At 69.6% G+C, this 1,363-nt stretch carries 2 protein-coding genes; both read left to right on the top strand.

The window, feature by feature from the left end; genetic code table 11:
• Window positions 1-88: 88 nt before the first annotated feature.
• The gene (locus MJ783_RS11340) at window positions 89-496 is read left to right on the top strand and encodes a cupin domain-containing protein (RefSeq protein ID WP_239310366.1); all 408 of its coding nucleotides are present in this window, start codon (window positions 89-91) and stop codon (window positions 494-496) included.
• Between the two features lie 37 nt (window positions 497-533).
• The coding region (locus MJ783_RS11335) for a beta-ketoacyl synthase (protein ID WP_239310365.1) at window positions 534-1,363 on the top strand (830 nt) is incomplete at its 3' end.

Raw genomic sequence — 1,363 nt, 5'->3', positions numbered from 1 at the left:
CACACCTGCTACCCGGCGACGACACCCCCACGTCGCCGACGATTTTGGAACGCTGGCCTGCCCACCCCCCAGGGATCCAGGAGAAGCCATGACCGTGACCACCCCCACCACCAGACCGGCCGCGCTGTCGATCCACGCCGTCCCGGCCAACCGCCGTCGCGGCGGCGATATCCGTACCCTACTGTCCCCCGCGACGGTGGGTGCGAAGTCCGGCTTCCTCGGCACGCTGACGCTGCAACCGGGTGAGGTCGTCACCGAGCACTGGCACCCGTACTCCGAGGAGTTCCTGTACTGCGTGTCCGGAGGCGTCACCGCGCGGCTCGACGGCGAGCACACCGCGCTGCCCGCCGAGCACGGGCTCCTCATCCCGATCGGGATGCGGCATCGGATCGTCAACGAGGGCAGCCAGACGGCCTTCCTTGTCTTCCAGCTGAGCCCCTTGGCGCCGCGCCCGGAACTCGGCCACGTGGACACCGAACCGCTCCCCCAGAACTGACGTGCCCACGCTGGAACATCCCATGAAGGAGCCGGAAGTGAGACGGACGGCGATAACCGGCATCGGCGTGGTCGCGCCGGGAGGCACCGGTAGCAAGGAGTTCTGGCACCTGCTGACCGATGGCCGGACAGCCACCAGACGCCTGTCGTTCTTCGACCCGAGCCAGTTCCGCTCGCAGGTGGCCGCCGAATGCGACTTCGACCCGGCCGCGGCGGGGCTGACGCCACAGGAAATCGCCCGTAACGACCGTTTCATCCAGTTCGCCCTCGTGGCCGCGACCGAAGCGGTCACCGATAGCGGGCTGGAACTCGGCGGGGACGCGGACCCCGCCGACCCCGACCAGCCGCTGGTAGCCGTGAGCATGGGCAGCGCGGTCGGCGCGACCACCCGGCTGGAAGACGAGTACGTGATCGCCAGTAACAGCGGGCGCGACTGGCTTGTCGACCCCAGCTACGCATCGTCCTTTCTTTACCACGCCCTGGTCCCCAGCTGTCTGGCCACCGAGGTGGCCTACCGGTTCGCCGCCCATGGCCCGGCACACGTGGTCTCGACCGGCTGTACCTCCGGGATCGACGCGGTCGGGTACGGTCACCAGCTCATCGTCGACGGTGAGGCCGACATCGTGATCGCGGGAGCGTCGGACGCGCCGCTGTCCCCGATCTCGATCGCGTGCTTCGACGCGATCCGGGCGACGTCCGCGCGCAACGACGATCCCGAGCACGCCTCCCGGCCGTTCGACGCGACCCGCGACGGGTTCGTGATGGGCGAGGGCTCCGCCGTACTCGTGCTGGAGGAGCTGGCGCATGCGCGGGCCCGGGGCGCCCACGTGTACTGCGAGGTCACCGGCTATGCCGCACGCTCGAACGC

It is taken from the genome of Protofrankia sp. Cj3 (assembly GCF_917627355.1).
Taxonomy (GTDB): Bacteria; Actinomycetota; Actinomycetes; order Frankiales; family Frankiaceae; genus Protofrankia.
Note: the sequence above shows the minus strand (reverse complement) of the source record. Positions and strands in the feature narration are given on the sequence as shown.

Bases quoted from the DNA above. Each gene is read 5' to 3' on its own strand.
- MJ783_RS11340 (WP_239310366.1), top strand. From the start codon at position 89: ATGACCGTGACCACCCCCACCACCAGACCGGCCGCGCTGTCGATCCAC.